We start from the raw sequence: 26503 nt of genomic DNA on the forward strand, positions 1-26503 counted from the left end.
TTCACCTCTCCCTTTTTATTTCCTTTTTGTAAATATATTACTATACTTAGGGAGATAATAGGTTGAAAAATGAAAAAATTTTCGGCATACCGCAATTAAAGCAATACAAAAAGACGCCTGTTAAGGCGCCTGAATTCTATATGCTCTTATTTATGCCACATTTGCAGCATCCGAAGGTAAATTTCGTCCTTCACCGGGCTCTTGAATAGCGGATAATCGCAGTTGTCTCACCGGCCATAAAGACCGTCCGGTTATTCCTTATAATCGTATACCACTGTAATATCATATCCTTTTATTTCGTAATCCATTCGCCAACGATCTCCAACTAATAGGATACGTAAGAGGACGGAGGATTCAACGTTTTCTCCAGGAAAATGAATCTTGGTGATCAAGTCTTATGACCTACTAAAGGAGTAATTCGATATGTGAATGATCAGCTTAAAGAAAATTTTTTATTGATGTCTGCAACAGGTCCCATAGCTCTTTGATACCCTTTAAAATAAGTTATAAAAATTGACCGGCATCCACTCTAGTGGAATCTTTCTCCTTAACCAGTTTTAATGTGGCCACGATTAGAAAGCTGACAATCACTAGTAAGAGCCATGAACTCACTTTTCCTAGATGAACGAGACTCCACGCGCTGGTTTGGTTTGGATATGTCCAGGCTCCAAAAAACGTTGCGATATTTTCGGCTATCCATATAAAAAATCCGATGAGCACAAAAGAAAGTGCGAGCGGCATACGGTAACGAATTCCATTAACCTCGTATATGACCCATGATTTCCAAAAGACAATTACTACAAGTCCAGATAACCAAAAGCGGACGTCAATCCAATAATGATGGAGGAAAAAATTCAAATAAATCGCAGCGGCAAGAGGTACAACGACGAAAAACGGCGGCCACTTAACCAGTTCAACCTTAAGCCTCCTCCACGCCTGGCAAAGATAACTGGCGACACTTGCATACATAAAGCCGCTATATAAAGGCACTCCAAAGATTTTGGAGTAACCTTCCTCTGGATAAGACCAGGAGCCCATTTGCACCTTGAAAAGTTCAAGAGCTAGTCCAATAAGGTGGAACAATGTGATCACCTTTAGTTCATCCCTTGTTTCAAGCCCGGAATACACCATCCACCACTGCATGAGAAGGCAGATGATGAGCAGCCAGTCATACCGCGGCAGGAAGGGAAGAGGGATGATTTGTGTAATTGCCAAAGAGGCAAAAATAACGACAGGAAATAAACATGACAAGGACTGCTCCCAACCAAAACGAACGAGTTGATTTAGTGCTCTCATCATGTGTGCCTCCGAAGTTTTTTTCTGAATATATGCGAGGCCAGCTTAGTATTGCAGCTAAACAGATTTACGGGTATGCGCATAAGATCACCGCCGAATAGGCTAAATTTTTAATCATGGGTGTCTTCATCACTTCGGTATTCCAAAATATCTCCGGGTTGACATTCTAAAGCCTTGCAAATCGCCTCTAAAGTTGATAATCGAATAGCCTTTGCCTTTCCGTTTTTTAATATAGAAAGATTCGCCATTGTGATTCCAACCCTCTCAGAAAGTTCCGTTACGCTCATTTTTCTTTTAGCAAGCATCACGTCAATATTGATAATAATTGCCATTGTTTTCACCTCAGACTGTTAAATCATTTTCTGATTTTATATCAATCGCTTCTTGCAATAGCCTTTGGAGAACAGCAGCAAAGACGGCGATAACCATTGAAGCAAAAATAAGGACCAGTCCGATTAGTATGATGCCAGGAGCGTCGTCCATCTCCGCGATGAGATAGAAGAGCGGCATGCCTGCCGCTAATAAAATACTGATGGTGATTGCACAGTATTTTATATTCTTTAAAGCCCGTACAGACAATTTCGAGAAAGCTTTATTGTGGTCAATATAGCTTAAAAGTTTAAAGGCTTGATACAGAGCAAAGTAAAAAGGTATCGCCGCTGCATACAAATCGATATAAACGAGATATTTCAGATAAGAAATATCTGGATACAAATCAGCTGCAAAATTCGCTATCTTCGGCACGAAAAATATGCACAAAGCAAGAACTGGGATTCCAATAAGAATAACAGCCATCTTTAAAAAGAGTGTTGATCCACGTTTCATAAAGAGCACCTCACTTATTTTGTCGATTTGAATTTAACACATTATTTATCGTTTTACAATAAAAAATTATTGATAAAGGTGATTTTGTTGTTGTTATGGTATGATATCTTTTTGATTTTAGACAAGCGTTTATAAAGCTATGCAAAGAAATACGTCAGCGGAGTATACATCACCTCTTTTGGACCTTTGCGGCTTCCGCCAAACGAAAAGATCAAGCTTAAAGCGTCTTTCGAACGATAGCTTATATGAACGCAGGTTCGAGACAGTCAATGGATTGAAAAACGCTGGTTATGCGATAGTTAACCGGAACTCAGCAGAACCATATCGTCAAATAAATCCTAGGGTGAAAAAGCTCAAACGTACCATAAAGGAATATGTGTCAACAAGGAGACAATAAAACAGCTACCGATTGGCATGTCTTTGCCCATAACGTGAAGACTCGGGTTGAAGTCGAGGAGTTATTTGAGGTGAAGACCGAAGACGATTAGTGTGGTGAAAACAGAAAAGAGAATGTTGTTAGATTTAAATAAAAATAAGACGCCAATTAAGGCGCCTTCATCTCGTCTTAAATCCATTCACAAAACTTTCTCCGTCCTGCTCCGTGTTAATAAGCTGCTGGGCGCTTTGGCTGATTCGTTGAGCAAGCGCCTCTTGCGCTTTTCCTTCAAAGCTGTAGAGAAGCGATGAATAGACGCTGTTCATTTCTTTTTGTATATCGTCTATCTTAAACTTCGGTCTTAGTGTCGTTTTAATGCCTTCAAGCTTCGTTGCGGCTGATACCCTCATGCCCGTTTTCAGCATTTGAAGCTGATTGCGCCGTATGAGGAGCGTATCTTCTTGATCACCGTTTAAGTTGTTGAGTGAGGCTAGTTTATTGAAATTTTCCATTATGTCATCTCCTAAAGCTTAAGCCAGTTTGCCAGCATTTTATCTTTTGATTTAAAATCTTTTGCGATCTGAGCAAGGTGCCTGCTGATGTCTTCTAAATCTGAAATCGTATTTTGTAATGAGGCGATGTACGCTTTTTCGGCATGAACATCGTAAAAGAGCGGATTGCCTTTTTTGTCAAACGACTGCGCCAGGTTTTTCAGCGTATTGTTTACATCTTCGAGTGTCAGCTTGTCGTATAAACCGTGGCCGACTTGACGGTAGGTATCGTGTTTCAGGTCGTTGATTTCGGCGTCGTGTTCCTGATAAGCGTTTTCGGCTTCGCGTTTCATCGTCCGCAGATCGTTGATCATCGCATTTACTTTTTGCGCGAGCTGTTTGGCAACGGCGGGTGTTACTTTAATTGCGCCACTTCCGGATGCAACTTCCGGTGGGAGCATCGCTTTTAAATTTTTGTCATAAATGAGCTCATCGCCCTCTATATTTTGAACGTTGCCGTTTTCGTCGAAGGTGAAGTTATTACTTCCGACCCAATGCGTATCAGGCATTCCTAAGATTGCGGTCTGAAAGAAATACCCAGCGTTTTGCCCGATTTGTTGGAATACATCGCCCTGCATTCTCGCCTCGCGCACCGCATTTGATAATTCAGGGTCCTTCGTATAAATTGTCGTACCGTTGTGCCGGTCATACTCGTTCCACCAGCCGGCCCCGACCATATCATCCGGGTTGATAATCGATTTTATGGATCGGTCATATTCACCGTTATTAATTTTTTTTTGCTGCTCCGCAGAGTGTAGGTGGACGATTGAAGGGCTGTTAAACGCTACGGCATAGACATTATTGTTGACCGCACTGTATTCAGCCTCTGCGCCGCCGAGAGAATGTCCGGTTGTTGAAATGACCGTCGAGGTGCCTTTATACTTTTGTTTAACTTCCCGCACCAGATTGTCAGCTTGCCCGATTTGGGACGTTTTCGTAATTAACTTGTAGTTACCGGTGCTAAGCATCGAGTCTTGTGTCGGAGTTCCGTTATATTTTCCGAGTGTTTTAGAAGTATCTTTCGCATCTTTTTCGACTATGTAGTGTTCCTTCTTTTTCGGGTCAATTCCCATTACAACGTTCCCGCCGTCAGCGTCAATAACATCTTGGAAGAATTGGTTCTTAGGATCTGTTCCCGCGAAGGCTACGACGACGTTTTTTGGTGTGTCAGGTTTAACCCATTTACCGTCCTTTTTCTTCGCTTGAACAAATACATACGCGTCGAGTCCGGTGTCAGAGTCCCTTTTAATTTTATCAACGTAATAAGCCTTATTTGATTTACTCTCTATAGGTGTTCTATCCTTGAAAGCTTCTTTCATTTTATTGCTACTATATGTGTTTTGGCTAAGAAAATAATAATCCTTATCTGTTAAATTAGGAATATCGCTCTTTTTATTCATGTACATAACCCCGCAAACTATGTAAAATGTTATGAGGAAAGGATGGTTTTATGAAAAAATACATAATTATCCTTCTTGCTCTGGTCATTATAACATTTGGAGGAATATTTATGAAGCAACAAAATGATAACAGAGAGAAAGAAGAGCTTTATAATTTGGCTAAGGAAAGAATGACAGACTTTATTAAAACGAATTATGAGGACATTAAGTCAATTGATTATTCTGATGACTACGAAGTGAACCCAATGGGCGGAATTGATATTAAAGGGTATCTAAATGGTGATAAGCAAAAGAAAATATGGGGTATTTATGATAAGTCAAATGACGAAGTAGGGTCCTTCACAGTCGATGCTGAAAGAAAGTCCGAATGTAAAGATAAAATTTGCGATTATTAATAAAAGGTCCGACTCGATTGAGCGGGCTTTTTTCTATTTTTATCTCACGTTTGTTTAACTAATCAGTTTTATTACCCCTGATAATAAATAATGTTGTGATATCATTTCTAGTATTTGTTTTAAACCTACCGTAAAGCATTACATCGTTACAGGCATGAAGGGTGAGCTTTACCCGGTGGAAAAAGAGATTTTCGAAGAGATTTACGAGAAAGTTAGCGAATGACTGAGGAGCCAAATAAACGGTGCCCGTTAAACTCAGATCCCTGAGAAATCTATATTAATTTTTGATGAACCTGTCGTGATATTTCCCTAATGAGGATGTCGATATTAGTCCGTCATAGATGTTTTGGGTACGCCATAAAAGAAAAGATTGCGGATATTAAAGAACCCTTTTAAAATGAGTGAACCTTTTTCCTTACTTCTACAACGTTCCCATGAATAGCCGGAACGATTTAGCTCAGCTCAATCTTGTGAGGAAGGGTATACTTTAGAAAAAGCTTAATATACTGAGGTGAATATTGAAAATATGGATTCGGCATTGAATAATTTAATCATCAGTTGCCATTACGCTTTATTGGGGGCAATTCCATACAAATTAAGGGGACTCGCAGTCAAGTTAGAAAATGAAACGTTATACTGGAAAGGCTATTTTAACGGGGAACCGACAGACGATGAAATAGAAATGCTGAGCGTAGCTTGTACAGAGGTACTTGCTGACTTTCCACATATTAAGGACTGTGAAGAAGAGTATATCAATCATAAGTTTCCTTTAAAAATGGATAAATTACAGTTTTGGGCATTTTTAAGATGGGAAGACAACGAGCATGATGAAATAGGCTGTAAAACACTTTATTATAATTTGTTACGGAGTTTGGTGTGAAGTGTAATAAACGAAAGGTGAATTCATTTTAAGATTATAGGGATTAAAGCTTTAATATGATAGTTGGTTATCGGGAAACCACTTTCAAAAACGCACAAGTTCACAATAATAAAAAGATATTCATGTTGATTAGGCGTGCATCATTGCACGTCTATTCTTTTTGGAAAGAACTTTTACCTAGAACTAAAGAACTCAAAAAGCGAGAATGACACAAATTTTATTAGTTCTATTGTCTTATTTTTTATGCATAATACCAAAAATACACTTCAAATGATTTATAATGAAGCGTGCCTAATAATTAGCAAACATGGAACGTGATTCAATAAAAACGTATAAGGTTATTGCAGTATGAACTGGAGGATACAGTTTTGAAATATAAAAAAGCAGCAGCGCTTGGAATTGGTTTACTTTTATTTATAGGCGGATGTCAGAACAGAGAGGAGTCTGACATTAGCGTCCAAGATTACACAGGACAAGATTTTCATATTCAGAGCAGGGGTTATCAGAAAGAAACCGCTGAGATCGCGGAAGCGCATCGAGATGAGGTTGAAAAAACCGTAAAAGATTATTTCTTGGATCAATATAGAACAAAGGTAAAAGTCCATAACATTGTCGGAGGGCATGGATTTGTTACTGTGTATGCTGAATCGGTCGGAAAATTGCATTTCTACACAAGTGCAAAAATTAAAATTGATTTGGACAAGAAAGAGGTGCAGACTGACGCGATCCGTTCATCGGAGTTGGACGTGAAAGACTCGATTACAAGCGCGATATACGCATTGGCTTTTGAAGACGAATTTGCCGCGCTAGATTACTATTTAGAGAAGCTAACAGAAGAAGAGCCGATTGTAGGCAAAACGCAGGCAGCCGTTGATAACACAAGCGGTAAGGGATATCAGACGCCTTATTATGCTGTTTCTTTAACTGCTGATTGGAAGGATGACCTTTATTCAGCATATTTAGAAAACCCGAAAAGAAGCAAACAAGACTGGCAGGAAAAATTAGAAGATGAAGAAATCACCCCAAAATCATGTGATATCAATATACAGTTATATATGAAAAAAGCACATACAAGGCCAAGTGAACGCATTTATAATCAAGTGGTGCAGGATATTGAAGACATGGAAGAGCTGGCACCAGGGACTTACAGCATTTACTTGAATGACAATAGAATCGATAAAAACTTAGGATTTAATCCAAGAAAAAGCACGCTTGGACGATAATGTCTTCCTAAACTGATCATGAAATTGAAAATGTACTGATACGGAGATCTATTTTAAAATAATGTTTTAGGGAGCCGGAAAGCGGTCGGGTATTTCATTTCATTCCGCACGGTCGCCGGTTTTTTCAGCTGTTCAATCAAAAAGCGGCATCGATTACGGCGCGGCGCGATGCTTCAAATAGCAAACTTCTTCGGGATGATGCAGGGAACAGAGGAAAAAAACCGCCGGACCCGGGTGGCAGGCGGTTTTTTCTTTTGCAGAAAAACTTGTGGAAATAAAGCTGCGTGGAAATCGTGAATATGTGCTGTAAAGGGCGGCTGATTAATGCAGGGAATCTTTAATAATTTTATAGTTTTTATGATTGACGACGGTTAAGGAGTCCAGTTCCAAGTCTCTGTAGTTTTCCATAATCGTAACATCGACGATCACAGAGTTTTCGTTTACTTTCTCTACGATTCCGGTGAGTCCGTTTTTAAATTCGATGACGTTCCCGACTTTTGCAATTTTCAAGTGACTTCCTCTCCTTTAAAGTAAATTAACCTATTGAAAGTATTTTGCAATATTTTCTTGGAGAAGTAAAGCAATTTGGGAAGCGGCATCACTATTGTTGTACCCGGTGTGACTTAATGTTATAGTTAATTAGTTAAAGATGATGAGAGAAAAGGGGAGAGATCAGGTGACAGAGCAAAATGCCATCGATCAGATCGAGCAATTAAGGTCAGGGAGCATTCATGAACTCCACGTAAAAAAAGAAGATTTTCTTTCTTTCAGAGCCATCTTAACAAAGCAGGAAGATTTTAAGCATTTTCGCGGCATTGCCCAGCATGGCGGAGATATTATATTTCAATATATGAAAGAGGCAAGAAGCTGAAAAAGGCTTTCTCAGACCGGCTGAGAAAGCTTTTTTATTTGTGTGAAGCCATATGTTTCTGGAGATTTTGGTATTCTCTGCATGAAATCGTCCGGCCGTCTGCAATAATGTGACAACCAGACAGTTTGATGGAAGGCATGCCAACATTTTGGCAATGAAATCAGCGATTCGTCTTGTTAGTGTAAAACATATGTTTTTTTCGATGAAGATTTGACAAGGAGGAAGGAAATGAAATCGAAATTTGCTGCGCTAGCTGCGTTTTTAATCTGCATGCTGCCGGCAGCAAGAATCGAACATGCTCAAGCTGTCATGTTGTTCTCGAAAAAAGATAAACAGGAAATGGAACGGCTGATGGAAAGCCTTAAACAGGAAGAAAATCCTGCTTTTCAATTAACAGATGAAAAAAGCTTCATTGAAGCCGCGCATCTGCCGGCTGAAGAGGAGCAGGAAAAAGAAGAAGCTGATGAAGAGACGACGGATCTTTCACATAAAGAAAAAGATCTTTTATCAAGGCTTGTACATGCCGAAGCGAAAGGCGAGTCATTTGAAGGAAAAGTGGCTGTTGCCAATGTCGTCCTGAACCGGGTGGAAGACGGCCGATTTCCTGACAGCGTAAAAAGCGTGATCTATCAAAGAAACGCTTTTGAGCCCGTTCTAAACGGCAGCATCGAGAAAAAAGCAGACCGCGAATCAGTTGAAGCTGTGGAAGAAGCGGTAGATCAAAATAAAAAAGAAACAGACGCTTTATTTTTCTATAATCCCGACATCGCTTCTGATGACTGGATTAAAACAAGAAAAGTCGTGAAGCGCATCGGCAATCATGTCTTTGCGATCTAAAAAGCAGTCAGGGCCATCCGCCTTGACTGCTTTTTATATGCAATTCTTTCTCACTTTTCACCCCCCAAGAAAAAATTTGTTTTTGATACTTTATGAAAATCAATTTTCAATGAAAAAGAAAATAATTTTTAGACTTGTCTCATATGATGGGATAAACCCGTGAGACAAGGAGAGACCTCATGAACCGTTTTGTAAAAGGAATTGTTCTTCTTTCGCTAGCTGCTTTTTTTGCAGAATGTCTTGAATTTGTCATCAACATGATTCTTGCACGGGAGCTTGGCGAGCATGGCATGGGGCTCTACATGAGTGTTTTGCCTTCCATTTTTTTAGTTGTGGTGATTGCGAGCCTTGAGCTGCCTGTATCGATATCGAAGTTTATCGCCGAGTCCACCCCGAAGCTGCACGAAAGCATGCTGAAACATGCATTGCGGATGACTGCGGTCTGCACGGTTTTTTCCACGGCAGCTGCAGTGATCATTCTTCCATTTATTCCGGTTTTTGATTCTTACCACCCTCTGATCAGAGGGCTTGTGATCGGGATGATCCCTACGGTTGCCTTTACGTCGATCGCGAGAGGCTACTTCATGGGCGTTCAGCAAATGGGTAAAATCGCAACGGCGAATGCCCTGAAAAAAATCTTTCAGCTCATCGGCTTGTTTTTATTTTTTCAATGGTATTCCTTTGAATTGGATACTTCTCTTCTGATCTCGTTGTTTGTCCTTGTTGCAAGTGAAGTGGTCGTGTTTGTTTATCTGTTTTCTCAGTTTGTTTTGGTCAGGCGCGCCGCTCAAAAAGGGCAGCAGATCCACCTGCGGAGAAATGATGTTTTAAAGCGCCTGCTCACTGTTTCGATCCCGACGACAGGGCTGCGCGTTTTTCACGCTGTGACAAACGCAGTTGAACCTTTTTTGGTGAAGGGGACGCTGCTTGCCGCTGGCGTATCGAGAACATCGGCCATCGACCAGTTCGGCATGCTTTCGGGGGTGGCGATGACAATCGGCTTTTTTCCGGCTTTCATCGCCCATTCACTGATGGTCGTCATGATCCCGAGCATTTCCGAAAGCTACGCTTACGGACAATACGAAAGAGTGATCAAACGGATTAAACAGGCGATCTTCATCACGCTGTTTTACGGCATACCGTCCGTTATGGTGATGTATCACTTTGCAGAGCCGCTGACCCACTTATTTTTCGATTCGGTTAAGGCGTCGTTTTACCTGAAAATGCTGTGGCCGTATTTTTTATTTCACTTTTTTGCCATGCCGTTTCAGGCCTGTTTAATCGGAATGGGGTTGGCCAAAGATGCCTTTTATCATAATGTATGGGCCAGTGTTTTGTCGTTTTTGATGATGTATGTTCTCGGATCCATGCAGACATTGCAGATGACGGGGATCATCCTAGCGATGAATACCGGAATGATTTTGCTGACGGCGCTGCATTATGTGACGATTTGCAAAGAGCTGGGCGTCACGCTTTTTTTGACAAACAAATCCCGATCTCCGAGAATTGAAAGCCGCTGATTGACCCTCTTCATAGTTTTGGTTTTTGCGGGGAAGCTAATACTAAAAAGAAGGGGAGTTCATATGCGAAGAATCAGTCTTATTTATCCGCTCATCCTGTTGCTTTTTTTCGGAGCCTTCGTATTTCAGCCGCAGGCCTCTGCAAAACATGCTTCTCCGGCAGTCATGCAGATGAACACGGTGGAGGGGCAGCGCGTCGTCATTCCCGCCGAAGGCCAAAAGACGATCGTTCATTTTTGGACGACCTGGTGTCCGCCGTGCCGTGAAGAGCTTCCGCGATTCCAATCCTACTATGAAAGCAAGCAATCCGGAGTAAAGCTCGTGACCGTGAATCTGCTGAATGCCGAAAAAAACGAACAGAAGGTGAAACAGTTTATTAAAGCAAACAAGCTGACATTTCCGATCGTTTTTGACAAAAAGGGCGAAATGATGAAAGCCTACAATGTCATGACGATTCCAACAACATTTTTCTTTAACGAAAAAGGAGAGCTGGAGAAATCGGTTGTCGGACCCATTACTGTGGAACAAATGAAAGAATGGGCAGGGAAAAGCTGAGCCGGGGGTTCAGCTTTTTTTTGAAATCTAAATGATAATTAATATCATGAAGAAATTATAATAATTATTATTTGGAAACGTAGAAAGCCGTGCTATAATGAGAAATAGAAAAGGGTGTGTTCAATGGACAAGAAGCAGTCATACCCTTTATATAAATAAAATACTCCATGTTTATGCTGCCGATGAGGCGGCAATTTGTTTTTTAAGAAGGAAATTGACGATGAATTACATTCTCAATTAGGGAGGATATTGGAGATGCAATTAGAGATCGGGAAACAATCGCAGCAGAACCGTCACACGTTTCATTTTGAAAATTGGAGGCAGCACGGGGAATTGATTGCTGCGCTTTTGTCGGGTTTGTTGATTCTTGCAGGCTGGCTGTTGTCCGGCAATAAAACATTGTCCGTTGTTCTGTTTATTTTAGCTTTTTGTATCGGCGGCTTTGCCAAAGCGAAAGAAGGCATACAAGAAACGTTGGCGGAAAAAACGCTGAATGTTGAACTTCTGATGATTTTTGCGGCGGTCGGGTCAGCGCTGATCGGCTACTGGGCTGAAGGGGCCGTGTTAATTTTTATCTTTTCTCTCAGCGGGGCGCTTGAAACGTATACATTAAATAAAAGCAAACGCGATTTGACATCTCTGATGAAATTGGAGCCGGAGGAAGCCGTTTTGCTCGAAGAAGAAAGAACAAGAACCGTGGCGGCGGCCGATCTTCAAGCGGGCGACCTCATTCTTATTAAACCCGGGGAACGCATTGCGGCAGACGGGGAGATCGAATCGGGAAGAACGAGTATCGACGAATCGGCACTAACGGGTGAATCAATCCCCGCGGAAAAAACCCTCGGAGACGCGGTTTTTGCGGGTACAGTCAATTTGAGCGGATCGCTCACCGTCCGTGTCACAAAGACAAATGAAGATTCGTTGTTCAAAAAGATCATTCGGCTCGTTGAGTCTGCACAAAACAGTGTTTCGCCGTCACAGGCGTTTATTGAGCGGTTTGAAAATATTTATGTTAAAGGGGTTTTGCTTGCTGTCGGACTGCTGCTCTTTCTGCCACATTTTCTGCTTGGCTGGAGCTGGAGCGAGACATTTTACAGAGCGATGGTGTTCATGGTCGTCGCTTCGCCGTGTGCCCTTGTCGCTTCAATCATGCCTGCCGCGCTGTCTTTGATCTCGAATGGCGCAAGAAACGGCCTGCTTGTCAAAGGCAGTGTTTTTCTTGAAAAACTCGGCAACAGCAAAATCGTTGCATTGGATAAAACGGGAACGATTACGAACGGAAAGCCCGGCGTGGAAGATATGCTTTTAGCTGCTGATATCGAGGAGCGCGAATGCTTGGAGGCTGCTGCTGCGATTGAGAAGCAGTCAGGCCATCCGCTTGCCAAAGCGATTGTCGAGTATGCAGAAGCAAAAGGTATCGAGCTTCCCGCAAATGTGTCGATCGAGGAGACGTCAGGGTTTGGCGTTCAGGCTCGATATAATGGAGAGACATGGCTGATCGGCAAAGCCGGATTTGTCGGGGAAGAGGCAGCCGGGCAATTTCTCACGACGGCTGTTCAGGAGCTTGCCAAGCAGGGAAAAACAATTGTGTTCGTGAAAAAAGGCGAAAAAATCGCGGGGTGTTTTGCATTAAAAGACCAAATCAGACCGGAAGCTAAAGCGGTGATCGAAGAGCTGAATGCGCTTGGTGTTCAGACGGCAATGCTGACCGGGGACCAGCCTGAAACCGCAGCGGCCATCGCACGAGAAGCGGGCTTGAAAATCGTCGTTTCAGAATGCCTTCCTGACAGAAAAGTAGAGGAAGCGCAAAAGCTGAAAAAAACATACGGAACAATCGTTATGGTGGGAGACGGAATCAATGATGCACCGGCCCTTGCCGCCGCTGATGTGGGGATCGCAATGGGGGGAGGCACAGATGTCGCACTGGAAACAGCGGATGTTGTTTTAATGAAAAACGAATTGACAGGACTGACCAAAATGATTCGGCTCTCCCGGAAAATGAATACGATCATTAAACAAAACGTGATTTTCTCTCTTGGTGTGATCTGTCTTTTAATCTGCAGCAACTTTCTTCAAATTCTTGATCTGCCACTCGGTGTCATCGGACATGAAGGCAGCACGCTGCTTGTTATTTTAAACGGTCTCAGGCTGCTGAAATCCTAAATAAAGAAACGGCTGCATGCTAACGGCAGCCGTTTTTTCACATCAGAGGGCTGTTTGAGGAAGAGGCGGCAATAATCGAAGCGGGTGGCATCCCCACAATACATAAGCGGTGAGCAAGAGACGGGAAAAACTGATACAATGGATGTGATGCTTTTACATGTTAAATGTATGGTACGGAAACTGTCTCAAGGAGTGAAAAGGAGCATGGAAAGAATTAAACAAATCTCTTCCTGGCTGAAAGAAAAAAACATATCTTCGGCTTTTATTCATTCAAAAGAAAACGTATTTTATCTTACCGGCTTTTATACAGAACCGCACGAACGGCTGATGGGCGTTTTTATTTTTCAAGATGAAGAGCCGTTTTTTGTTTGTCCGCAAATGGAGGCCGGTCAGGCGAGAGCAGCCGGCTGGGCGTATGAGATCATCGGATACGGGGATCATCAAAACCCTTGGGAACTCATATCTTCAGCGCTTCAAAAGCGAAACAGCCAATGTTCAAAAGTGGCGGTTGAAAAAGAAACGCTTGCTCTGTCGCGCGCCGAAATGCTGCAGGCGGTCACAAGCGGTGCGGAGCTTGTCTCTGCGGAAGAAAGGCTGAACCAAATCCGCGTCATCAAAGACGAAAAAGAAATCAGCATCCTCCGTGAAGCGGCCAAGCTTGCCGATTACGGAGTCGAAGCAGGAGCCGCCGCATTAAAAGAGGGGATAGCGGAAATCGATGTCGTCGCTAAAATCGAGTATGAGCTGAAGAAAAAAGGAGTCCAGGGGATGTCGTTTTCCACAATGGTCCTTTTCGGAGAAAAGTCAGGACAGCCGCACGGAAACCCGGGCAGCCGCACGCTTAAGCCGGGCGATTTCGTCCTCTTTGATTTAGGCGTGATCATTGACGGATACTGCTCTGATATTACAAGAACGCTCGTGTATCAAAATGTGAGTGAAAAACAAAAAGAAATATATGATACGGTGCTTCAGGCCGAAACAGAGGCGCTTAAGATGAGTAAGCCCGGTGTCAGAATCGGCGATCTTGATTTAAAAGCGCGCGGCATCATCGAAAAAGCGGGCTATGGCGATTACTTTCCTCACCGTCTCGGGCATGGGCTCGGGATTTCGCCTCATGAATACCCGTCCATGAGCCATAACAATGATGAGCTTTTAAAACAAGGTATGGTATACACGATTGAACCCGGCATCTATGTGCCGGAAATCGGAGGGGTGCGCATCGAGGATGATGTACTTGTCACTGCCGATGGAGCAGAAGCGCTGACAAAGTATCCAAAAGAGCTGACTGTCATTTCATAAAAAACGGAACCCGCGCCCGCGCGCGGGTTCTTTTTTATGCTGACGTGAATCGTTTGTCTTATTACCCGCGTCAATCCTTTGAAATGAAAAAATCGTCAAAGGAACGGAATGGTTTGATCTCGTGTTTTTCTTTAAGCGGTTTCATCGCTGCTTTTGAAGACAGTACGATAACGATACATAATAGAATCAGAATGAAGATACCCATTTTTCTTCCCCTTTCTGGAATGAAAACGTGTTCAGCACCGGTGCTGCCTTCATTCTAAATTATGAAACGCTTTCCATATCAAGCCCTAAATTAATAAAAAACCCTGATGTCAGGGTTTTCAGGAATTTTGCCTAGCCGCTTAATATGATTGACGTTGAAAAAGTCTTCTGATGATCGTTTGATGAATGAATCTACAGCGCCTTTTTGTTTTTATTATGGGGATTTAGATTGATCAAAAGATAATCGGATTGCATCATTATTCTCATGTGAAAAATTTGTATACTAAGCTCAAAAGAAGGGAGGGATTAAATGGGACAAACGCTGACAAATTAAATCTGCCGCAGACAATTTCATCTCTCATCCAGATATTTCAGTCCCCGCAATGATTGCGGATTCACCCCCACACAAATAAGCGTTAAAAAACTTCTCTAATGATTTGAAGTCCATTATCTATGAAAGGAAGCTAGCAAAGAGTGAAAACATTAGGATATGTACTGTTTTTGTCGATATTTGCTTTTGTCAGTATCGTACCGGCAGCTGACGCGAAAGTGATTGATCATGACAAAGTGCAAGGCTTCAGTGAAGTAACCCCTGTGACGGTTTCTCAAAAAGCGGCCAAACGTTTTCAGCCTTATTTAAAGGTCGCAAGCGGCTGCGTGCCTTTTCCCGCAGTTGACGCACAAGGCAATACAAGCGGAGGCCTGGAGCCTACCGGAGCGCCCGAAGGACACTGCAGCAAAAGCGTGGGACAAGTGTACTCCCGCTCTGCATGGTACAATGGAGTATGGGCGATTATGTACGCATGGTATTTTCCTAAAGATTCACCTCTGCCTTTTAATGCATTCGGCCATCGACATGACTGGGAAGGAATCGTCGTATGGATCGATAACCCGGCAAATCAAAATCCAAAAGTGTTTTCCATCGCTTATTCTCAGCACGGTAAATTTCAAAAAACAGCTCCAAACAACAAGATCATGGAAGGTGATCATCCGAAAATCCGCTATGATGCTCCTCAAGCACCGATTAACCACAGTTTATATGTGGACAGCGCAAAGGGCGGAACCCAGCCTCTCATCGGATGGGAAGATTTGACGCCCGCCGCAAGAAACGCATTGAACACGACGGATTTCGGAAGCGCAAACGTTCCTTTCAATGATCACAATTTCATGAATAACCTTGGAAAAGCATGGTTTAGATAAAAATATTTCGTGTATCGGCTGATTGTGAAATATTTTCATATCAGCCGGTTTTTTTCTCCGTACATCTTCTTCACTGTTTTCTTCATATTTATAGAACCCCGAAAAAAATTTCGAAAACGATCAAAATCCACGTCTCCAAGCGATATAATTTCTTTATGACGCGAAATGATCCGGCATGTATGAAAAGATTTGAAAGAAAGAAGGGAAACGAATGGCAAATATCAGGGAAATAGCTGAAACCGCAGGGGTTTCCATCACGACTGTTTCAAGGGTTCTCAACGGCCATCCGTATGTCAAAGAAGAAAAACGCCAAAAAGTTCTTGAGACGATTGAACGTCTCGAATATGCAAGGAATATGCATGCCGTTCATTTATCCAAAGGCTTTTCAAATATGATAGGTGTTGTGCTGCCGACCATCGGCCTCCCTTATTTCGGCGAGCTGCTGGAAGGAATCGCTGAAGAAGCTGCAAAGGAAGGCGTTCACTTTTCGCTTTATCAAACAAATTATCAATTGGAAAAAGAAATTTTTGCATTGGAGCAGCTGAAACAAAGACAGGTGGACGGCCTGATTTTCTGTTCAAAAGCGATGTCTGATGAAGCGCTTTTGGACTGGCATGAGACCGGTCCGTTCATTCTGTGCCAGGACTCAAGCGAACGGTATTTTTCAACGGTCAGCATTCCGCACAAAGATGCTTTCCGGTTAGGACTGGATTTTTTGATTGAAAAGGGGCACACAAAAATCGCCATTGGTTTGGCAAGGAAAAATGGCATGAACAGCCATTTTCGCCTTGAGGCATACAAGGAAGCTTTGGCCGCGATCGGGGAGCCTTACCGGGAAGAATGGGTATTCGAGCGGTCGCTGACGATAACCGACGGGCAAAAGCTGTTCTCTGAATGGAGAGAGATGGAGGAGAAGCCGACAGCTGTTTTTATCGCCAACGACCAAGTAACAGCTGGTATGTTTCTTGAAGCGCAGCGTCATCAGGTGGATATTCCCGGAAGCCTCGCCATTTTAAGCTGTGACAACCAGCCAATCAGTGAAGTGCTGGGCATTTCAACGATCAAAATTAATATAAAGGAAATGGGGAAGCATGCGTTTCGCCTTTTGCGAAAAAGAATCGGCGGTGCCGGCCCGGAAAAACAGACCGTTCCATACAAGCTGATCAAAAGGGCGACTGTGTAATGTAATCAAAACATCAATCATTTTCCAGACAGTGATCAAATTTCGACATTTTTCATCAAAAAGGTCAAAATAAATTGACGCGCTTTCATGAGTTTTGTACGATATGAGAGATTGATGACAAAAAGGAGCTGAGGATCGTGAACAGATCCTTTACCGTTGAAAAGGTACTCAACAACAACGTTTTAATCGCTCTCCATGATGATTACAGAGAAGTTGTCTTGATTGGCAAAGGAATCGGTTTTGGCAAAAAGCGCGGAGATCTTATCGAACATGAGAACTATGAAAAAATGTTTATCTTGGAAAATGATAAGGAACAATCGCAGTATAAGAAGCTCCTCACTTATGTCGATGAAAAAATGGTTGATATCGCCAATGATGTTATCTACCATATCGCGCAAAAAATCGGCCAGCCGCTGAACGAACACATTCATGTCGCGTTGACGGACCATATCGCATTTGCGGTTAAGCGCTTAGAAAAGGGATTTGATATGAAGAATCCGTTTTTGCTTGAGACGGAATCGCTTTATCCGAAGGAATACGAAGTCGCCAAAGAAGCCGTCGATATGATAAATGAAAAATCAGACATTCAGCTGCCTGAAGGCGAAATCGGGTTTATCGCACTTCATATCCACAGTGCGATGACGAACCGCCCGCTTTCTGAAGTCAATCAGCATTCCCAACTGATCTCCAGGCTTGTCCAGGTCATCGAGGATTCGTTCCAGATGCAGGTCAACAGGGAAAGTGTGAACTATTTGCGGCTGATCAGGCACTTGCGCTTTACGATCGACAGGATTAAACGGGACGAGCCGATTCAGGAGCCGGAAAAATTAATGTTATTGTTGAAAACGGAATATCCGCTGTGTTACAATACTGCTTGGAAGATGATCAAGATCTTGCAGCAAGCGCTCAAGAAACCGGTTCATGAGGCAGAAGCCGTTTATTTGACATTGCATTTGTACCGTTTAACTAATAAAATTTCATAACGCCTTTATAACGTGTTACTGATTCGATCAGGCATGAGTGAAAAAAGGGAAGAAATGAAGACGCTGTCTTTTGTTTCTTAGTGTACCCGCTTTCACCCATGCCTTTTTTGTCGTTCTAAAGGCGAAATGTAAACGGTTTATTTGGATGAAAAAGCAGTCTTTTGAACGAAGTTGTCATGAATTTTTGCTGTAAGGTCAAACTATCCTTAGAGGGGGTTAAAACATGTTTAAATCGCTATTTGGCGTTCTGCAAAAAATTGGACGGGCGCTGATGCTTCCTGTTGCGATCCTGCCGGCTGCAGGGATTCTGCTCGCGCTTGGTAATGCCATGCAAAATCCGCAGATGACAAAAGTCGCACCATTCTTAACGAACAGCACCGTTCAGCTTGTTGCGAAAGTGATGGAAAGTTCAGGTGACGTCGTGTTCACCAACTTGGCGCTCCTTTTCGCAGTCGGGGTTGCCATCGGTTTGGCTAACGGCGACGGTGTTGCCGGAATCGCCGCTATTATCGGATATCTTGTTATGAATGTCACGATGAGTGCAGTGCTTCTTCAAAACGGTTCGATTCCAAGCGACGCAGTTGAAAGAGCACAGTTCTTTACTCAAAACCATCCGGAATACACGACAATGCTCGGCATACCGACATTGGCAACGGGGGTATTCGGGGGTATTATTGTCGGTGTCCTGGCCGCTGCCATGTACAACCGATTCTACACAATCGAGCTTCCGCAGTATTTAGGATTCTTTGCCGGAAAGCGCTTTGTTCCGATCATTACATCGATTTGTGCATTGCTGCTGGGACTCGTCATGCTGTTTATCTGGCCGCCGATCCAAGGCGCGCTGAACAGCTTTTCGACAAACTTGCTTGCAGCAAATGAAGCGGTCGCAGCTCTCATTTTCGGAATGATTGAGCGGGCCCTCATCCCGTTCGGTCTGCACCATATTTTCTACTCGCCGTTCTGGTACGAGTTCTTCAGCTATACGAATCAGGCGGGAGAAATTGTCCGCGGTGACCAAAGAATTTTCATGGCGCAAATCAAAGACGGCGTCGATTTGACAGCGGGTACATTTATGACCGGTAAGTATCCGTTCATGATGTTCGGTCTTCCTGCGGCAGCGCTCGCTATTTATCATGAGGCAAAACCGCAGAACAAAAAGCTTGTTGCCGGTATTATGGGTTCAGCAGCATTGACATCATTCTTAACAGGGATCACTGAGCCGATCGAATTCTCATTCTTGTTCGTCGCTCCGATTCTGTTTGCGATTCACTGTGTGTTTGCCGGCCTGTCATTCATGATGATGGACATTTTAAATGTTAAGATCGGGATGACATTCTCCGGCGGTTTGATCGACTACTTCCTGTTCGGAATTCTGCCGAACCGTACAGCTTGGTGGCTTGTCATTCCTGTCGGTTTAGTCCTGGCTGTCGTCTACTACTTCGGATTCAGATTTGCCATCCGCAAGTTCAACTTGAAAACGCCTGGACGCGAAGATGCAGCTGCAGAATCCGCTGATGAAGGCAAAGAAGCAGCAGGAGATCTTCCTTATCAAATTCTAGAGGCGATGGGTGACCAAGAAAACATCAAACACCTTGACGCTTGTATCACAAGACTTCGCGTCACAGTCAACGATCAGAAGAAAGTTGACAAAGAGCGCTTGAAAAAACTCGGCGCATCCGGCGTGCTGGAAGTCGGCAATAACATCCAAGCGATTTTCGGACCAAGATCCGACAATTTAAAATCGCAAATGCAAGACATTATGTCAGGCCGCACGCCGCGTCCTGAAAAAGCACCAAACGCTGCCGAGGAAGTAGAGCAGCAAATCGAAGAAGTCATGGTCGAGCCTCTTCAAAATGAATCAGGTGAAGAAGTATTCGTTTCACCGCTTGCTGGTGAGCTTCATCCGATTACAGATGTTCCGGATCAAGTATTCTCCGGAAAAATGATGGGCGACGGATTCGCGATTCTTCCTGCAGAAGGCACAGTTGTGTCACCTGTAAGAGGGAAAGTGCTGAACGTGTTCCCGACAAAGCATGCGATCGGTCTGCAGTCTGACGGCGGCAGAGAAATTCTGATCCACTTTGGAATCGATACGGTCAGCCTGAAAGGTGAAGGCTTCACTGCATTTGTTTCTGAAGGTGACCGGGTTGAGCCGGGCCAGAAACTGCTTGAAGTCGACATTGAAAAAGTGAAGGACAGCGTACCTTCCCTGATGACGCCGATCGTGTTCACGAACCTTCAAGAAGGCGAAAGCGTGAGCTTAAAGGCAGAAGGCAATGTCAGCCTGACACAGGACGATATCGTCCGCGTTGAAAAATAAATTCACAAAATGGCCGTACTTGTCAGATGACATGTACGGCTGTATGATATAATATTGTGAATGTACTAAAAGCTTTAAATTAAAAGGAGATTGATAAAAAATGGCACAAAAAACGTTTAAAGTAACTGCAGATTCTGGAATCCACGCTCGTCCAGCGACTGTTCTTGTACAAACAGCAAGCAAATATGATGCAGATATTAATTTGGAATATAACGGAAAAACCGTCAACCTTAAATCAATTATGGGTGTTATGTCACTAGGTATTGCTAAAGGTGCTGAAATTACGATTTCTGCTTCCGGCGCTGATGAAAATGATGCTCTTTCCGCACTTGAAGAAACAATGAAAAGCGAAGGTTTAGGCGAATAATGCTTGAACTAAAAGGAATAGGCGCTTCAGCCGGTATTGCGATCGCCAAAGCATATCGGCTTGAGGAGCCTGATCTAACGGTTGAAAAGAAAAACATCTCTGATTCTGATGCGGAAGTAAATCGTTTTGAAGACGCCATCGAGCGTTCTAAAAAAGAGCTTGAAATCATTAAAAACCATGCATTGAAAGAGCTTGGAGAAGATAAAGCGGAAATCTTTTCTGCACATTTGTTAGTATTAAGCGATCCGGAACTGTTAAACCCGATTAAAGACAAAATCAAATCGGACTCCGTCAACGCGGAATTCGCTTTAAAAGAAACGGCCGACATGTTCGTCACAATGTTCGAGTCGATGGATAACGAATATATGAAAGAACGCGCCGCAGACATCCGCGATGTCACCAAGCGTGTCACAGGGCATCTTCTCGGCGTTGAAATTCCGAACCCGAGTCTGATTTCCGAAGAGGTCATCATCGTAGCCGAAGACTTGACACCGTCTGATACAGCGCAACTAAACCGCAACTTTGTTAAAGGGTTTACAACAGATATCGGCGGACGGACGTCCCACTCAGCCATCATGGCGCGCTCGCTTGAAATTCCGGCCGTTGTCGGCACAAAAGCGGCAACAAAAGGCATTCAAAACGGCGTAACAGTGATCGTTGACGGTATCAATGGCGATGTCATCGTTGATCCTGCCCAGGAAACAATCAGCGAATACGAAGAAAAGCATCAAGCCTTCCTGGCGCAAAAAGCCGAATGGGCGAAGCTTGTCAATGAACCGACTGTAACGAATGACGGACATCATGTGGAACTTGCCGCTAATATCGGTACACCTGATGATGTAAAAGGCGTTCTGGAAAATGGAGGAGAAGCAGTCGGCCTTTACCGGACTGAATTCCTTTACATGGGCAGAGACCAGCTTCCGACTGAAGAGGAGCAATTTGATGCCTATAAAACCGTTCTTGAGCGTATGGAAGGCAAATCAGTTGTCGTTCGTACTCTTGATATCGGCGGAGACAAAGAGCTTCCATATTTAGAACTGCCAAAAGAAATGAACCCTTTCTTGGGATACAGAGCGATCCGTCTTTGCCTTGATGAGCAAGAGATTTTCAGAACGCAGCTTCGTGCGCTGCTTCGGGCAAGTACATATGGAAACTTAAAAATTATGTTCCCTATGATCGCGACTGTAAATGAATTTAAAGAAGCGAAAGCGATTCTTTTAGAAGAAAAAGAAAAGCTGAAAGCTGAAGGTCAACAAGTTTCCGAAGACATTGAAGTCGGTATGATGGTTGAAATCCCTTCAACAGCGGTGATCGCTGATCAATTCGCTAAAGAAGTCGATTTCTTCAGCATCGGAACGAATGACCTGATTCAATATACGATGGCTGCTGACCGGATGAATGAGCGGGTATCTTACCTATACCAGCCGTACAATCCTGCGATTCTCCGCCTGATCACGCTTGTCATTGAAGCGGCCCATAAAGAAGGAAAATGGGTCGGCATGTGCGGCGAAATGGCGGGAGATGAAATCGCGATCCCAATCCTGCTCGGTCTTGGACTGGACGAGTTCTCAATGAGCGCGACGTCAATCCTGCCGGCAAGAACGCAAATCAGCAAGCTTTCTAAAAAAGAGACGGAATCGTTCAAAGAGCAAATTCTGTCCATGAGCACAACAGAAGAGGTTGTACAATTCGTAAAAGAAACCTTCAATATGGCATAAGCGATTGAAAATCCGGACCGGCATAACCAATGCCCGTCCGGGTTTTTTTGTTGATCTGAATGATCTCGGCTGCGGCGGAAATAATACATGTGACCAATAGTTAGAAAGGGGGATTTTGATATGCCCAGGCAGCCATTCAAACCGGGTGATGAGGTCTATGTCATTTACCGGAACCCGCATGCCGCCAATGTCGCGCATATAAAGGAAGCTGAAGTCGTTGATCACCCGCTTCACGAAGGTGAACTGGCATTGTTTATGTATGATACATATCACGCCTTTGCCGAAGATGATGCAGTTTTTTCTTCATATGAAGAGGCGGAACGGCTTTACCGTGAGTTATTTGACGGGGTATGAAAATATTACCGGTATATCACATCCTCTAAATGCAAAAAGTAACGGAAATAAGCAAAGGATGTGTCTGTTTCCAATGGTAAAACCGTTTGTTCCCCAGCTCGTCTATATTGAACCGAGAGCGCTGGAATACCCGCTGGGAAAAGAGCTGAGGGATAAATTTTCAAACATGGGGCTTGAGATCAGGGAAACGACTTCACACAATCAGGTGAGGAATATCCCGGGGGAAGGCCACCTGCAAAAATACAGAAATGCGAAATCCACTTTGGTCATCGGCGTCAGAAAAACATTGAAATTCGATTCATCAAAACCGTCCGCAGAATACGCGATTCCGTTTGCAACAGGGTGTATGGGTCACTGCCATTACTGCTATCTGCAGACGACAATGGGCAGCAAGCCGTATATCAGAACGTACGTCAATGTGGAGGAAATACTTGATCAGGCGGACCAGTATATGAAAGAACGCGCTCCCGAGGATACGCGGTTTGAAGCTTCTTGCACATCTGATATTGTCGGGATTGATCATTTGACACACACATTAAAGCGTGCAATTGAGCATTTCGGTCAATCCGACCACGGTAAATTGCGTTTCGTGACAAAATTCCATCATGTCGACCATTTGCTTGATGCCAAGCACAACGGAAAAACGCGTTTCCGCTTCAGCGTAAATGCCGATTATGTCATCAAAAGTTTTGAACCCGGCACATCCCCTTTGGATAAACGGATCGAAGCCGCCGTGAAAGTAGCGGAAGCAGGCTATCCGCTTGGTTTTATCATCGCTCCGATTTATATTCATGACGGCTGGCAGGAAGGCTACAGAGTGCTGCTCGAAAAGCTCGATCGTGCGCTGCCGCAGCATGCTAGGCGCGACATTACCTTTGAAATGATCCAGCACAGATTCACGAAGCCGGCAAAAAGAGTCATTGAAAAAAACTATCCAAAGACAAAGCTCGAACTGGATGAAGAAAAACGGCGCTATAAATGGGGCAGATACGGGATTGGCAAATATATATACCAGAAGGATGAAGAAGCAGAGCTTCGCAGCGCCCTTGAAACGTATATTGATAACTATTTTCCCGAAGCAAAAATCGAATATTTCACATAACAGAGCTTTAGCCGGAAAAGCTCTGTTTTTTGTTTTGAGATGTTAAAAAAGGGTTTTTCCACTCCATTAAGACCGCATAATGAAGCGATTCCTCATCTTAAATGTAGCCGGGAATCACGCAAACCGGCGATCGTCCGCACTGGAGCAGGAATGAGAGCACGGGATCGCGCTTTTCCCCGTCCAATACAGCTTGAACATACTGTTCGGGCGTCATTTCTTCAGCCGACTTGTGATAATGGGGAATCCGTCCGCCGCCAATGAGCCGCTTGAGCCCTTTAAAAACCGTCAGTTCATACATGGACTGCATCAGCCGCTTTCCGATGCCGAGTTTTCGATAGTGAGGGGACACGGAAATATCGACGACATAAAGGGAGTTTCCATCGTTTTGATGTGTGCCGATATACCCGTTGTCTGTCACTTCGTCCCAGCTGTGGTGAGGATGATGCGGATCAAAATCAGTCATGAGCGCCGTCATCGAACCGATGATTCGGCCTTCGGAAACCGCGCAAAGTGCACCATCGGGAAATCGTTCAATATGGGAATGGAGCTGCTTTTCATTCCACAAAAGGTCTTCCGGAAACGGAGGCGGAAAGCATTCTCTTTGGAGTGCAATCAAATCGGGAATATCTTTGTTGTTGTAATTGCGGATGTCCACCTGCTGATAAGAAATGCCGTTATCGACGTAAAACTGTTTATAGATCGCCCATCACTCCTTTTGATATTTCCTTCATTATACCGTTATTTTAGCAGGCTATCTTAATTTTGCGAAATTTTGGCCGATAAAAAGAATATGAAGGTGCATGTAAAGGAGGGTTTCATTTGTTTAAAAAACTGCATGTCAAAATTGCCGGATTTGTTGCCATCCTGCTGATTTTGACGGTTATCGTCCTACAGTTTTCCACAACACATTTGTTGAAATCGATGCTTGAAGATCAAGCAAAAGAATCGACTTCAAGTCTGCTTAACTCGATCAAAGGTAATATCGAGCTTCAATTAGAAAACTATGAAATCGCTTTAAATCGTATGAGCGACAGTCGAATGGCGCAGTCATTTTTAGAAGATGATCAAAATAAATTATTGGGCAGACTGATCAACGACGAATTAAAGCAAATCAAGGATAAAAACGAATTTGTCACCAATGCGTATATAGCGACTTCAAAAAAAGATATATGGATATACCCGAAAGCCGAATTTGATAAAGATTTTGACCCGACGACCCGGCCCTGGTACACATCGGCTGCCAAAACGTCTGATCAAGTGATCTGGACAGAGCCGTATCAAGATGTCGTGTCTGGAGAGATGATGGTCGCAGCGGCTAAAGCAGTCGTTGTCGACAATAAAGTATTAGGCGTCATCAGCTTAGATATTTCATTGAATTCATTAAACAAAATTATCGAAAATCAAAAGATGCCATATGACGGCTACGCATTTATTTTGGACCAAAACGGGACAATGCTTGCCCACCCGTCAAAACAAGGTGACGATATATCGAAAGACAAAACATATCGGGACATCCCGTCATCCAAAGACGGAATCAAAGTAGGCAAAGATACTGTGATCGCTTATCAGACCGTCGGTGGTACGGGCTGGAAAGTCGGTACGCAATTCGACACGGCGAAGCTGATGTGGGTCGCACAGGAAATGAACAAAATGGTCATGATCGTTTCAATCATTGCTTTGGCAGCGGCGATCATTTTAAGCTATTTCCTTGCCAAAACGATCACAGGCCCGATTAAGCAGCTGATTGCCAAAACAAAGGCTGTCGCGGGCGGTGATTTGACGGTCCAGACAGCAGCTGCCTCAAAAGACGAAATCGGTATATTAACAAAAGACTTCAACAAGATGGTCGAAAACATGAAAGAAATGATTGTGCAAGTCGGAACCTCGTCCGGAAAAGTATCGAAAACGACCGATCAATTAAGCGCTGTTTCAAAAGAAACGGTTTCTGCGAGCGATGAGATTGCCAAAGCAATCGAAGAAGTGGCGACAGGTGCGACAGAACAAGCGGCAGAGATCGAAAATGTAAATGAACAATCCGAACGGCTATCTGTCAAAATTAAAGAAATTGAACATCATGCCGACAGCATCAAGAAGCTTTCGAGAACATCAGAAGATGCAAGCTATACAGGAATCGATGCCCTCGGGCAGCTGCTTGCAAAATCAAATGAAGCCAACTCGGAGACGAAGAAAGTGGAACATATGCTTTTGCAGCTTGAAGAAAAAACGAAAAACATTGAAGAGGTTGTTACAGCCATCTCGGCGATCTCTGATCAAACAAACCTGCTTGCTCTGAACGCCAGCATTGAAGCAGCCCGTGCCGGCGAAAGCGGACGCGGTTTTGCGGTAGTTGCAGATGAGGTGAGAAAGCTTGCCGAACAATCGGCGGTCTCTTCACAGCATATCAGTGAAACGGTCAAGCAGATTCAGCTGGAAACGAAAGAAGCCGTATCAGCGATGACGGAAGCAAGCAAGATGAATGAAGAGCAAAATGGAATGATTCATGAGACAGGAGAAGCGCTCAGCAAAATTACTGCAGAAATGCAGGCGCTCGTCAACTCAATTGACCACATTTACTCTGAAATCTCTGGTATGAGCGGAGAACAGCAAAAAATGTCTGATTCGATCCAAAGCATTTCAGCTATTTCCCAGCAGTCAGCAGCGGCTGCGGAAGAGGTCAGCGCTTCGACAAACGAGCAGCTGACAGCGCTGGAAAGCATCGCCAAATCGGCTGAAGCGCTGAGTGAGGCCAATCAAGAATTATTAAATGCGATCAATAAGTTTAACGTGTAATAAAGAAGTCCCTCTTTTTGAAAGAGGGACTTTTTCAACGCTCACAATCCCAATTTTCAGAATATACATGTTACACTATAAATATGAAGGG

27 protein-coding genes are annotated in these 26503 nt (G+C 43.6%); 19 read left to right on the forward strand and 8 right to left on the reverse strand.

The features are described 5' to 3' along the window. The first annotated feature begins 62 nt into the window (after positions 1-62). The gene (locus MHH76_RS07780) at positions 63-209 is read left to right on the forward strand and encodes a hypothetical protein (protein ID WP_020451158.1); all 147 of its coding nucleotides are present in this window, start codon (positions 63-65) and stop codon (positions 207-209) included. Positions 210-504: 295 nt separating this feature from the next. Here MHH76_RS07780 and MHH76_RS07785 read toward each other — a convergent pair whose 3' ends face one another. From MHH76_RS07785 to MHH76_RS07805, 5 genes are all read right to left on the reverse strand, one after another. Further along, the gene (locus MHH76_RS07785; RefSeq protein WP_023857306.1) at positions 505-1296 is read right to left on the reverse strand and encodes a DUF817 domain-containing protein; all 792 of its coding nucleotides are present in this window, start codon (positions 1294-1296) and stop codon (positions 505-507) included. A gap of 110 nt (positions 1297-1406) precedes the next feature. Continuing rightward, positions 1407-1628 carry a helix-turn-helix transcriptional regulator gene (locus tag MHH76_RS07790; RefSeq protein WP_020451161.1) on the reverse strand — a complete coding sequence of 74 codons (222 nt, stop codon included), beginning with the start codon at positions 1626-1628 and terminating at the stop codon, positions 1407-1409. A gap of 10 nt (positions 1629-1638) precedes the next feature. Next, a complete protein-coding gene (locus MHH76_RS07795) occupies positions 1639-2121 on the reverse strand; it encodes a DUF2975 domain-containing protein (RefSeq protein WP_020451162.1) in 483 nt (160 codons plus the stop codon). Positions 2122-2676: 555 nt separating this feature from the next. Continuing rightward, on the reverse strand, positions 2677-3009 hold the full coding sequence (locus MHH76_RS07800; RefSeq protein ID WP_020451163.1) for a hypothetical protein: 333 nt from the start codon (positions 3007-3009) through the stop codon (positions 2677-2679). Positions 3010-3020: 11 nt separating this feature from the next. Beyond that, positions 3021-4448, reverse strand: coding sequence for a phage hydrolase (locus tag MHH76_RS07805; protein WP_020451164.1), 1428 nt, complete (start codon positions 4446-4448; stop codon positions 3021-3023). A gap of 50 nt (positions 4449-4498) precedes the next feature. On the opposite strand from MHH76_RS07805, the gene MHH76_RS07810 reads away from it, so the two are divergent. The 3 genes from MHH76_RS07810 (at position 4499) to MHH76_RS07820 (ending at position 6946) form a co-directional block, all read left to right on the forward strand. Beyond that, positions 4499-4843 (forward strand): DUF1433 domain-containing protein, encoded by a 345-nt coding sequence (locus MHH76_RS07810; protein ID WP_043054299.1) that lies wholly within the window; start codon positions 4499-4501, stop codon positions 4841-4843. 526 nt (positions 4844-5369) lie between these two features. After that, a complete protein-coding gene (locus MHH76_RS07815) occupies positions 5370-5723 on the forward strand; it encodes a hypothetical protein (protein ID WP_020451166.1) in 354 nt (117 codons plus the stop codon). 368 nt (positions 5724-6091) lie between these two features. Next, complete coding sequence (locus MHH76_RS07820; RefSeq protein ID WP_043054300.1) at positions 6092-6946, forward strand: DUF1672 family protein; 855 nt, start codon at positions 6092-6094, stop codon at positions 6944-6946. A gap of 321 nt (positions 6947-7267) precedes the next feature. Here the strand turns inward: MHH76_RS07820 and MHH76_RS07825 are convergent, their stop codons facing one another. Next, positions 7268-7456 carry a DUF2187 family protein gene (locus MHH76_RS07825; protein WP_003181225.1) on the reverse strand — a complete coding sequence of 63 codons (189 nt, stop codon included), beginning with the start codon at positions 7454-7456 and terminating at the stop codon, positions 7268-7270. A 166-nt stretch (positions 7457-7622) separates the two neighbouring features. Between MHH76_RS07825 and MHH76_RS07830 the strand changes: the two genes are divergently transcribed. The 6 genes from MHH76_RS07830 to MHH76_RS07855 all read left to right on the forward strand — a co-directional run bounded on the left by MHH76_RS07830 (position 7623) and on the right by MHH76_RS07855 (position 14191). Further along, positions 7623-7817 (forward strand): hypothetical protein, encoded by a 195-nt coding sequence (locus tag MHH76_RS07830; protein ID WP_020451168.1) that lies wholly within the window; start codon positions 7623-7625, stop codon positions 7815-7817. 228 nt (positions 7818-8045) lie between these two features. Then, positions 8046-8654, forward strand: coding sequence for a cell wall hydrolase (locus MHH76_RS07835; RefSeq protein WP_020451169.1), 609 nt, complete (start codon positions 8046-8048; stop codon positions 8652-8654). Positions 8655-8833: 179 nt separating this feature from the next. Beyond that, the gene (locus MHH76_RS07840; protein ID WP_020451170.1) at positions 8834-10174 is read left to right on the forward strand and encodes a polysaccharide biosynthesis protein; all 1341 of its coding nucleotides are present in this window, start codon (positions 8834-8836) and stop codon (positions 10172-10174) included. 63 nt (positions 10175-10237) lie between these two features. Further along, positions 10238-10729: an endospore biogenesis thiol-disulfide oxidoreductase StoA gene (stoA, locus tag MHH76_RS07845; protein WP_020451171.1), complete on the forward strand. Its 492-nt coding sequence runs from the start codon at positions 10238-10240 to the stop codon at positions 10727-10729. Positions 10730-10984: 255 nt separating this feature from the next. Continuing rightward, positions 10985-12892 carry a heavy metal translocating P-type ATPase gene (locus MHH76_RS07850; protein ID WP_020451172.1) on the forward strand — a complete coding sequence of 636 codons (1908 nt, stop codon included), beginning with the start codon at positions 10985-10987 and terminating at the stop codon, positions 12890-12892. 204 nt (positions 12893-13096) lie between these two features. Then, entirely contained in the window at positions 13097-14191 is a 1095-nt protein-coding gene (locus tag MHH76_RS07855; RefSeq protein WP_023857301.1) for a Xaa-Pro peptidase family protein, read from the forward strand. A gap of 70 nt (positions 14192-14261) precedes the next feature. Here the strand turns inward: MHH76_RS07855 and MHH76_RS07860 are convergent, their stop codons facing one another. Beyond that, the gene (locus MHH76_RS07860; RefSeq protein ID WP_003181237.1) at positions 14262-14396 is read right to left on the reverse strand and encodes a hypothetical protein; all 135 of its coding nucleotides are present in this window, start codon (positions 14394-14396) and stop codon (positions 14262-14264) included. A gap of 473 nt (positions 14397-14869) precedes the next feature. On the opposite strand from MHH76_RS07860, the gene MHH76_RS07865 reads away from it, so the two are divergent. The 8 genes from MHH76_RS07865 (at position 14870) to splB (ending at position 23622) form a co-directional block, all read left to right on the forward strand. Further along, the gene (locus tag MHH76_RS07865) at positions 14870-15595 is read left to right on the forward strand and encodes an NPP1 family protein (protein ID WP_020451174.1); all 726 of its coding nucleotides are present in this window, start codon (positions 14870-14872) and stop codon (positions 15593-15595) included. Between the two features lie 211 nt (positions 15596-15806). Continuing rightward, the gene (locus MHH76_RS07870) at positions 15807-16778 is read left to right on the forward strand and encodes a LacI family DNA-binding transcriptional regulator (RefSeq protein WP_020451175.1); all 972 of its coding nucleotides are present in this window, start codon (positions 15807-15809) and stop codon (positions 16776-16778) included. Between the two features lie 137 nt (positions 16779-16915). After that, the gene (locus MHH76_RS07875) at positions 16916-17761 is read left to right on the forward strand and encodes a transcription antiterminator (protein WP_003181243.1); all 846 of its coding nucleotides are present in this window, start codon (positions 16916-16918) and stop codon (positions 17759-17761) included. 223 nt (positions 17762-17984) lie between these two features. Next, positions 17985-20081, forward strand: a complete 2097-nt coding sequence (gene ptsG / locus MHH76_RS07880; protein ID WP_020451176.1) for a glucose-specific PTS transporter subunit IIBC — start codon at positions 17985-17987, stop codon at positions 20079-20081. 100 nt (positions 20082-20181) lie between these two features. Further along, positions 20182-20448 (forward strand): phosphocarrier protein HPr, encoded by a 267-nt coding sequence (locus tag MHH76_RS07885; protein WP_003181247.1) that lies wholly within the window; start codon positions 20182-20184, stop codon positions 20446-20448. Further along, positions 20448-22166 (forward strand): phosphoenolpyruvate--protein phosphotransferase, encoded by a 1719-nt coding sequence (gene ptsP, locus MHH76_RS07890; protein ID WP_020451177.1) that lies wholly within the window; start codon positions 20448-20450, stop codon positions 22164-22166. The genes MHH76_RS07885 and ptsP overlap by 1 nt, the downstream gene beginning before the upstream one ends. Positions 22167-22286: 120 nt before the next feature. Beyond that, on the forward strand, positions 22287-22520 hold the full coding sequence (locus tag MHH76_RS07895; protein WP_023857298.1) for a transcriptional regulator SplA domain-containing protein: 234 nt from the start codon (positions 22287-22289) through the stop codon (positions 22518-22520). A gap of 73 nt (positions 22521-22593) precedes the next feature. Further along, on the forward strand, positions 22594-23622 hold the full coding sequence (gene splB / locus MHH76_RS07900; protein WP_023857297.1) for a spore photoproduct lyase: 1029 nt from the start codon (positions 22594-22596) through the stop codon (positions 23620-23622). A gap of 97 nt (positions 23623-23719) precedes the next feature. Here the strand turns inward: splB and MHH76_RS07905 are convergent, their stop codons facing one another. Further along, positions 23720-24322, reverse strand: coding sequence for a GNAT family N-acetyltransferase (locus tag MHH76_RS07905; protein ID WP_043054301.1), 603 nt, complete (start codon positions 24320-24322; stop codon positions 23720-23722). Between the two features lie 119 nt (positions 24323-24441). Here MHH76_RS07905 and MHH76_RS07910 point away from each other — a divergent pair, with 119 nt between their 5' ends. Further along, a complete protein-coding gene (locus tag MHH76_RS07910; protein ID WP_023857295.1) occupies positions 24442-26412 on the forward strand; it encodes a methyl-accepting chemotaxis protein in 1971 nt (656 codons plus the stop codon). Positions 26413-26503: the final 91 nt, after the last annotated feature.

The sequence above is a fragment of the Bacillus sp. FSL L8-0193 genome (assembly GCF_037976065.1).
GTDB lineage: Bacteria > Bacillota > Bacilli > Bacillales > Bacillaceae > Bacillus > Bacillus paralicheniformis.